The sequence below is a fragment of the Providencia sp. wls1922 genome (assembly GCF_009706505.1).
Lineage (GTDB): Bacteria > Pseudomonadota > Gammaproteobacteria > Enterobacterales > Enterobacteriaceae > Providencia > Providencia lanzhouensis.
This window is the reverse complement of the sequence record NZ_WLUG01000076.1, coordinates 18990-27614: the sequence shown is the minus strand read 5'-3', so window position 1 is coordinate 27614 and position 8625 is coordinate 18990. Positions and strand designations below refer to the sequence as shown.

Below are 8625 nucleotides of genomic sequence, written 5' to 3'. Positions count from 1 at the left end.
TCAATATCACCGTCGAGATCGGTATCATTATCCAAAACATCTAATTCAACTGGCGTTGCCTTGTTGGCTTTAGCTGAGTCGTCGTTCGCTACTGGTGGCGCATCGATGTTGATGGTGATCGTCGCATCTTCAGAGACGTTACCGTTTTTATCTGTCACGGTATAAGTGATGGTGTCAGTACCCACTTCGCCTTTATTCGGCTGGTACACTAACTTACCATTAACAAACTTCGCGAAACCTTTGCCACCATTGGTTTTAATCGCTAAAGAGCTATGGTCAACATCCCCGTCTTTATCGGAGTAGTTATTTTCCATATCGATGGTGACAGGTTTAGATTCTTTGGTTGCTGCAGAATCGTCTTTCGCTTCTGGAGCCGCGTCAATTTTTACAGTGATGGTAGCAACATTCGACTCATGACCTGCACGATCTTTCACCACATAAGTGATGGTATCAACGCCATATTCACCTTTATTTGGTGTATAGATAATCTTTCCATCTTTACCGATTGTCACGGTTCCTTTAGAACCTTCTTTAACAATACGAATAGAGTTTGGATTTAAGTCGCCATCAACATCACTGTCATTCGCAGTAACATGGATAGTAACAGGAGTATTATGTTTTGCATGTGCAGAGTCATCACCCGCGATAGGTGCATGGTCGACAACTTTAGAGTGACCGCCACCACCACCGCCGCCACTGATTGCCACAGCAGGAATACCAATAAGAGGAACCAGTGCAGCTAACCACCATGGGTTAAATGCCCACAATGGAGGTAATGCATCGCCACCAATAGCTTGTCCAGCCGCTTGACCGTCAGCTAACTGGCTGATTGCATCTGCTTTTACTGCACTTTCCGGAACGTATGGGAAGTATTGGCCATTTTCATATTGACCAATAATGAGGTTTGCATCGCCTTCTTGATAACCAATGGCGCCATTCTCAGCAAAGTAATTTTCGATAATTAAATCAGGACTTTCTACATCGCCGCCTTCAAATGCGATGACAAGATTTTTATCAACACGCTTAACCGCAATGTTTTCTGGTGCGAATTGTGTACTTTCATCAATTAATAAATAATTTACATCTTTTTGTGCATTAATATGCAGTGGTTGTTTTAATTGTCCTGCACCGTTTTCCCCACCAGTAACAGAATATTGCTCAATCGTCTCTTTGCTATTATTAACTTTAATTGATATTTTTTTAATAGACATAGTTATCCATTGCCTCGTATCGGACAATTATTTATTGAATTAAATTTAGTTTAAAATCGTGTTAATTATTGGCAGCTTTGAGCTACATCCACACGAGGTAAAGTATGAACCTGGGTGCTAACTTTCCCTTTAAATTCATTAACTTCTTTTTCTGTCATTGGTTTTAATGATACTGTTCCATTGGTTTCAGTAACCAAGAATGCATAGGATTTGCCTGGCTCTAGTGGCTTATTATCGATTTCGTTTAATTTGGTATTATAGCGCTCGCTAACATCTGTCTTATATGCAGTGAAATTGTTGTTTCCAGAGCATAATTTAATTTGTTTAGTCGCATTAGGCTCTAATGAAGTGAGGTACTGTTTATTCACAAATATATTAATTGTTTTCCCTTCAACTTGATTATCTATTCTATAGAAAGAGACTAATGCTTTATTACTTTCAACTTCCTTGCTTTCTTTAAGAATATTCTTATTCTTCCATGTTTCGTTATTATACCCGTGCAATCCTTCATTACGCACACAACCCGTCAATGCTGCAATACATAATAGTATTACAACGCTAGTGATCTTTTTCATATTAATCCTTTCAACGCTATGGTGTTTAATTTATGCAAAGCAAAATCCCTCTACGTAATATTAGAGAGAATAAATATCGTAGTGATTTGAATAAATACTAAAGCTGGAAATCATTTAGTCTCCAGCTTAAAAATAAAATGCTTATAATTATTTTTGCTTCAATTCAACCCATTAAATGGGTACCTGAAGCATTTTGTTACATGATGAAAACTTCAGCATTATATCGTTCAAAGTTGATATGCGTCAATTTTACTCCCCCGAATTTTACCAATCCAAAGAAATGCTATCAGTTTTAGTCGCTATTCTATCAATTGATTCATAATATACTGTTTTTATTGAAATAATTTACATGTTAAAAAATTATTTATTTTTCTAACTCATATAGTGCGTGAGCATAAAAACCATAAAATTGATAAAAATAAAACTTAAATTCTATATATATATAAATACAAAGAATTTATATCTAAGTTAAAACCATCCTAAAAGAGGGGTCTATAGGCGGTGTTAATGCCTATTAACATTCTGGTAAAAATACCTTAATACGAGTAAATAACTTATTATCACGAAATACTCCCGTTGCGTGTAAAATATAAGTTTATCGCATTCTAATTAAATACCTTTATCATTTAATCGCCTTCAAAATAGTCAGAGACCATAATTAGTAATATATATCATCTATTAATTTTCATAATTTCACTTAAATTCAATATTTGAATATAAACTAAGAATATTCCCTTATAATTCCCAATTCACATAGGAATTATTCTTAGTTCGTAAAATGAAATGTTAATTTAATATACATTGATGGTTCCTATTTCAATAATCGAAAATAACAATATCTCAGTAATAACGTCTATCGATAATAGGATTAATTATCGTTCCTATAAATAATTTGATGACTGTATGCCCCCCCGTGAGTACAGAAAACAGAATTGGCTGTAATAAACCACCTAGCTTTCCCCTGTAAGGGTGAGAATGAGTGTAAGAGCGAATTGAGGCATGTACATCCAAAGGCTGGAGATGTCATGTAATGGGGGATTTTGAAGCAAAAAAAGCCCCGAGTCGTAAGACTCAGGGCTTAATAAATTGGCGGAACGGACGGGACTCGAACCCGCGACCCCCTGCGTGACAGGCAGGTATTCTAACCAACTGAACTACCGCTCCGAAGTTCCCTACTGGGAACGCCAAGCATATTACGAATACTTGATATGACAGTCAACTCTTTTTCTTGAAAAATCGTACGGTTGAGCAGTTTTTAGCCTTATTAGATCACAAAACTGTCGCCCTTAATGAAGAGTCTCGTCATCTTGCTCAGTTTGCCGCCATAAACAGGGTTTCCCCCCTTTTTTATCCACGATATCTAAGCGGGCTTCATGCTCTGCAATTTCTTCATCAGAAGCATAAATAATTTTTAATCCACTTACTGGACGCTCAATACGTTGAATTTCATTGGTCTGTTCTGTATTGCTGGATTCAGATTCCATTGAAAATGCAAGAGAGGTCTGCCCCCCTGTCATCGCTAAGTAGACGTCAGAGAGGATCTCGGCATCGAGTAAAGCTCCGTGCAATGTTCGCTTGGAGTTATCGATAAGGTATCTATCACATAAGGCGTCTAAGTTATTACGTTTACCGGGGAAAATCTTACGAGCTAATACTAAGCTGTCGGTAATAGTACAGAATTCTGAGGTTGGAGGAATGCCTCTGTTGAGCTTGCGAAACTCGTAGTCCATAAATCCGATATCGAAGGGTGCATTGTGAATGACGAGTTCTGCACCGCGAATAAATTCGATAAATTCATCGGCTATATCCGCAAATACCGGTTTGTCTTGCAAAAATTCATCACTGATTCCGTGGACTTCGAAAGCTTCTGGGTCAACGAGACGGTCTGGTTTGATGTAGACATGAAAATTGCGACCTGTTAAGCGGCGATTAATCACCTCTACGGCACCAATTTCAATGATATTGTGCCCTTCATAATGAACACCAAGCTTGTTCATACCTGTGGTTTCAGTATCGAGGACAATTTGTCGGGTTATCGCCGTGCTCATAATGTTTTTTTGTGTCAAACTAGAAGTTGATGAATAAGGAAGAGTGTAACAGAAATGACAAAGCAGGTAGAAATTTTCACTGATGGGTCTTGTTTAGGTAACCCAGGACCCGGCGGATACGGTATCGTACTTCGTTATCAGCAACATGAGAAAACACTCAGTGATGGTTTTTTCCTCACCACCAATAATCGCATGGAATTACTCGCGGCAATCGTTGCTTTAGAGTCGCTGACCCGACCTTGCGATATTATTCTGACCACCGATAGCCAATATGTACGCCAAGGGATCACTCAGTGGATCCACAATTGGAAACGCCGTCAATGGAAAAAGGCGGATAAATCGCCAGTGGTCAATGTGGATCTTTGGAAGCGTCTCGACCAAGCAATAACACGCCATACTATCGATTGGCGCTGGGTGAAAGGTCATGCTGGTCATGCTGAGAATGAAAAATGTGATGAATTAGCTCGCGCCGCGGCCAATGCGCCAACAAAAGAAGATACAGGCTACCAACCAACTCAAGAATAGCCAGGTTCAGATTTAACGAAGTTGCTTCGATTTACTGATTTCTTTCGTTGCACCCAGCGCTGTTGAAATTTTCACTTTAGGTTGCTTAAATTTCAAGGGCGTTGGCGTTAATGGATATGTACGTTTTCTTGCAACGATCACGCTGATCACGCCAATTCCACCACAACGTTTATTTACCCGTTTTTCCGATGAGATCCAAGGTAACACTTGGCAATTTCGGTGATATAGCACCTCATAATTGAGTAACCCTAGCCAATCAAATACCCGGAGAGAAGGGAAAAAACGGCTACAGTAAGGCTGCTGCTTACGTAAAATCGGTACTAATTTAGCCATTCCAGCTAAGCTGAATGGGTTAAATCCCGATAAAATCAGCCAACCATCATCGATCAATACCCGATCCACTTCCCGTAAGATCCAATGTGGATCATGGCTATAAGCAAGTAAATGAGGCATTAAGCAGGCATCAATTGTCTTATCCGCAAAAGGCAAAGCTTCGGGATTTGCCGCGACATCAAATACGTGAGGATCTTCACCTAGCGTGAATTGATGAGGGATCATGCACTCTTTAGTGTGGATTTCTGTACTCAAATGACCTAATTTAAGCAGGTGAAAACCAAACATTTTTTGCCACCAAGGCGCTAACTGGGCTTCCAAGGCTTGGCGATAGTGTTCACCAAAAGGAATATCAGACCAACTGGCGGGCATTTGAATCTTTTCTTCAATACGCGCAGGTTTCATAACATTCCCCTTAAAAATCGGATCGAGGTTGATTATGGAGTTAATTCGAGTACCAGCGTTAAATGATAATTACATTTGGCTACTAGCAAACAACCCGCAGTGTATCATCGTTGACCCTGCTGAGTCAGAGGCGGTTCTCTCAATATTAACGGCTAACCAATTGACCCCTGTTGCAATTTTACTCACCCATCATCATAACGACCATACTCAGGGTGTAAAAGCTATTATTGCTCAATATCCAAAACTCCCCGTATTTGGCCCCCAAGAAACCTTAGTTAAAGGGGCGACAGAGCTGGTATGTGATGGCGATTTCGTCATTATTGATGACTTCAATTTTCAAGTCATTGGTCTCCCGGGTCACACACTTGGACATATTGGTTTTTACCAAGCTCCTTACCTATTTTGTGGTGATACATTATTTTCAGCCGGTTGTGGGCGGATTTTCGAGGGTACCCCCGATCAAATGTATCAATCGATTCAAAAAATCGCAGCACTTCCTGATGATACTCTCATCTGCTGTGCACATGAATATACGCAGTCTAATTTACAATTTGCTCATCATATTTGGCCTGAAAATGAGACAATTACGAATTATTCCGAAAAAGTAAGAACTTTGCGCAATAATCAGCAAGCAACAGTACCTAGCACATTGAAAATAGAGAAAAATATCAACATTTTTTTACAGTGCGATAACCCTGAATTACAACAAAAACTGAACATTAATATGACAAATCCATCATTACGAGCAGTTTTTACATTATTACGCCAATTAAAAGATGAATATTGATGTATAATTATTGTCAATAACAGCTAAAGCCAGTATTATCTGGTCAACTTTTAAACATTAAAAACAAAGAAAAACAGAGCTAATGAAGATAATCGCGACCCTCATCGCCATTGTTTTGCTTGCGGGCTGTCAAGGCACTTCTAAAGTCACCGTTAAGCAACCAAAATCTTCAGCCAACCACTCAATTGACACTGTTGCATCCCATAACCAAGCAGCAAGTAGACAGGTTTCCAAAGTCGATCATGACCTTTGGGGTTATATTAGTGGTGAGCTGAAGATGGATATCCCCGAAAACGCAACAATTCGGGAAATGGCCAATAGTTACTCCAATAAACAAAGTTTTATCTATGATGTGGCAGTAAGAGCTGAGCCTTACATGTACTTAATTGTAGATGAAATCAATGATCGTAACTTACCAATGGAATTAGCCTTAATTCCTGTCATTGAAAGTTCATATAATCCTAAAGCCACCTCTCCCGCGCAAGCGGCAGGTCTTTGGCAAATCGTTCCCATTACTGCACGTTCATATGGGCTAAAACAGACACAATGGGTTGATGAACGCCGTGATGTTGTGACATCCACAAAAGCGGCTTTAGATCTCCTTGAGAATCTGAATATTATGTTCGGTCACGATTGGGAGCTCACACTTGCTGCTTATAACTGCGGTGAAGGTTGCGTTCAAAACGCGATTAAAAAGAATGAAGCTGCTGGCTTACCAACAGATTTTTGGTCTCTTCAATTACCAAAAGAAACCAAACAATATGTTCCAAAGATCCTTGCGCTTAGCCAAGTGCTGAGACAACCAGAACGCTATCAAGTCAGGTTACCAAAAAGTAATAAGAATAGAGGGTTAACGCAAGTTGATGTGGGACAACAAATCACATTGACTCAAGCAGCTGAATTAACAGGTTTAACGGAAGAATCTATTAAAACCTATAATTCGGGTTATACCCGAGGCGTTACGTCGCCAAATGGTCCACATTATATTATGTTGCCAACAGCAAAAGCTGAGCAGCTAAAAGTTTCACTGACGGATCAAGACGTATTAAATGATATTCGCAACGCAGTAGCACAAAATCGTTATGCGCAAGCCGCGGCGAGTAACATCCAGACAGCAAAAGCGAACTCAAAGCAAGCTAAAACCTTTAGTTATAAAGTTCGCAAAGGTGAATCTATCGCAAGCATTGCTAAAAAATTCAATACAACAGCTAAGAATATCCAACAGCTAAATGGGTTAAAAACAGCTAAAGCGAACATCGTTCCAGGACAAACATTAAAAATTTCAGGTACGACACCGACCAGCAATAATCGTAAAGGTGGAACTTACAAAGTCAGAAAAGGCGATACTTATTACAGTATTGCTAAGCGTCATGGAATTAAACTTAACGACCTGATGAATTGGAACTCAGGTGTTAAAATGGCAGATTTAAAGCCAGGTGTTACATTGAATTTATATCTTTAAATTAAATATTTCAAAAATCCCCATAAAGGTTAAACCTTAGGGGATTTTATATTAAATAAATTTCAATGATTAGAAATAAACTATTTAATTAGCCTTAATCTCGATATCAATCTGGATCACAATTTGAGTTGTAACATATCATCAAATACACTTAATTGCCGAAATCGCACAATATCATTTACATTCTTGATTAGGGTGTGATAGAAAAAATAATTATCCCGATTTTTCCTAGTTTCCCCTTACGATTCCCTGCTTAAAAAAGTCATTATTGGGTGGTGACTTATGAAATAAAAGTGCTATTATTATTGATGTGGCGAAAGCAATCTGAGCAATCAGTTTATATTTGAATATTACTTTTATATTAGTGACAACCTAAAACTCTCTCAATTAGTGATAATCTTATATTTATCAATATACTAACCATGTTTGTTTATATTGAAAACAGATGCTTATATTTAGTTGATGTGACATTATTTTTGATACAAAAATACGCAAAGTAAAAGTCAGATTCGCCCATGGAGGTGATTATGGATGAATACTCACCCAAGAAACATGATATAGCCGAATTAAAATATCTGTGTAACAGTTTGAATAGAGACGCAATATCAAGTTTACAAAAAACAAACACCCATTGGGTAAATGATCTTAGTTCGGCACAAAGCATCAGCCTCAATGAGCTCGTTGAGCATATTGCAGCTTTTGTCTGGCGATTCAAAATCAAGTATCCGAAAGAAAATCTCGTTATTTCTCTTGTTGAAGAGTATCTTGACGAGACATATAATTTATTTGGCAGCCCAGTAATTACTTTCAGCGAAATCATTGACTGGGAAAGTATGAATCAAAATCTTGTCGCAGTGCTCGATGATGATCTAAAATGCCTGACAAGTAAGACATAGAATCACCATTTACCTTTAATTTCACTATCCTATAGTACATTTTAGGTTATCGACACATAAAGAAAGGGCGTTATGACCAAATCCGATTATCTGATGCGTTTAAGAAAATGCACCACTATTGAAACACTTGAGCGCGTTATTGAAAAAAATAAGTATGAGTTATCTGATGATGAATTAGAGTTATTTTACTCCGCAGCTGATCATCGTCTTGCCGAACTCACTATGAATAAACTTTACGATAAAATCCCAGCATCTGTTTGGAAGTTTGTTAGATAAATACTTATTTACACGCATAGATAGTGAATGGTTATAGCCGGTAATACTTTATCGGCTCAATGAAAATTCCTTATTTATCTTAGTTAGTATTCACTGAATACTGGCAG

Annotated in this window: 9 protein-coding genes and 1 tRNA gene; 5 read left to right on the top strand and 5 right to left on the bottom strand. The window is 38.3% G+C overall.

Features of this window, described 5'->3' with window-relative positions; genetic code table 11:
- From GKR71_RS07710 to dnaQ, 4 genes are all read right to left on the bottom strand, one after another.
- The coding region (locus GKR71_RS07710; RefSeq protein WP_154634099.1) for an Ig-like domain-containing protein at positions 1-1211 on the bottom strand (1211 nt) is incomplete at its 3' end.
- Positions 1212-1276: 65 nt separating this feature from the next.
- Positions 1277-1786: an OmpA family protein gene (locus tag GKR71_RS07705; protein WP_036953956.1), complete on the bottom strand. Its 510-nt coding sequence runs from the start codon at positions 1784-1786 to the stop codon at positions 1277-1279.
- Positions 1787-2873: 1087 nt separating this feature from the next.
- A tRNA-Asp gene (locus GKR71_RS07700) sits at positions 2874-2950 on the bottom strand.
- Between the two features lie 122 nt (positions 2951-3072).
- Positions 3073-3834, bottom strand: a complete 762-nt coding sequence (gene dnaQ, locus GKR71_RS07695; protein ID WP_036953954.1) for a DNA polymerase III subunit epsilon — start codon at positions 3832-3834, stop codon at positions 3073-3075.
- Between the two features lie 54 nt (positions 3835-3888).
- Between dnaQ and rnhA the strand changes: the two genes are divergently transcribed.
- Complete coding sequence (gene rnhA / locus GKR71_RS07690; RefSeq protein ID WP_036953952.1) at positions 3889-4359, top strand: ribonuclease HI; 471 nt, start codon at positions 3889-3891, stop codon at positions 4357-4359.
- A 12-nt stretch (positions 4360-4371) separates the two neighbouring features.
- On the opposite strand, the gene GKR71_RS07685 is transcribed toward rnhA, so the two are convergent.
- A complete protein-coding gene (locus tag GKR71_RS07685; protein ID WP_036953950.1) occupies positions 4372-5097 on the bottom strand; it encodes a class I SAM-dependent methyltransferase in 726 nt (241 codons plus the stop codon).
- A gap of 34 nt (positions 5098-5131) precedes the next feature.
- Between GKR71_RS07685 and gloB the strand changes: the two genes are divergently transcribed.
- The 4 genes from gloB to GKR71_RS07665 all read left to right on the top strand — a co-directional run bounded on the left by gloB (position 5132) and on the right by GKR71_RS07665 (position 8518).
- Complete coding sequence (gloB, locus tag GKR71_RS07680) at positions 5132-5884, top strand: hydroxyacylglutathione hydrolase (RefSeq protein WP_154609858.1); 753 nt, start codon at positions 5132-5134, stop codon at positions 5882-5884.
- Positions 5885-5966: 82 nt separating this feature from the next.
- Positions 5967-7346, top strand: coding sequence for a murein transglycosylase D (mltD, locus tag GKR71_RS07675; protein WP_108479260.1), 1380 nt, complete (start codon positions 5967-5969; stop codon positions 7344-7346).
- A 527-nt stretch (positions 7347-7873) separates the two neighbouring features.
- A complete protein-coding gene (gene tomB / locus GKR71_RS07670; RefSeq protein ID WP_036953942.1) occupies positions 7874-8242 on the top strand; it encodes an Hha toxicity modulator TomB in 369 nt (122 codons plus the stop codon).
- A gap of 72 nt (positions 8243-8314) precedes the next feature.
- A complete protein-coding gene (locus GKR71_RS07665) occupies positions 8315-8518 on the top strand; it encodes an HHA domain-containing protein (protein WP_004905417.1) in 204 nt (67 codons plus the stop codon).
- The last annotated feature ends 107 nt before the right edge of the window (positions 8519-8625 follow it).

Bases quoted from the DNA above. Each gene is read 5' to 3' on its own strand.
- GKR71_RS07705 (WP_036953956.1), bottom strand. From the start codon at position 1,786: ATGAAAAAGATCACTAGCGTTGTAATACTATTATGTATTGCAGCATTG.
- dnaQ (WP_036953954.1), bottom strand. From the start codon at position 3,834: ATGAGCACGGCGATAACCCGACAAATTGTCCTCGATACTGAAACCACA.
- rnhA (WP_036953952.1), top strand. From the start codon at position 3,889: ATGACAAAGCAGGTAGAAATTTTCACTGATGGGTCTTGTTTAGGTAAC.
- GKR71_RS07685 (WP_036953950.1), bottom strand. From the start codon at position 5,097: ATGAAACCTGCGCGTATTGAAGAAAAGATTCAAATGCCCGCCAGTTGG.
- gloB (WP_154609858.1), top strand. From the start codon at position 5,132: ATGGAGTTAATTCGAGTACCAGCGTTAAATGATAATTACATTTGGCTA.
- mltD (WP_108479260.1), top strand. From the start codon at position 5,967: ATGAAGATAATCGCGACCCTCATCGCCATTGTTTTGCTTGCGGGCTGT.
- tomB (WP_036953942.1), top strand. From the start codon at position 7,874: ATGGATGAATACTCACCCAAGAAACATGATATAGCCGAATTAAAATAT.
- GKR71_RS07665 (WP_004905417.1), top strand. From the start codon at position 8,315: ATGACCAAATCCGATTATCTGATGCGTTTAAGAAAATGCACCACTATT.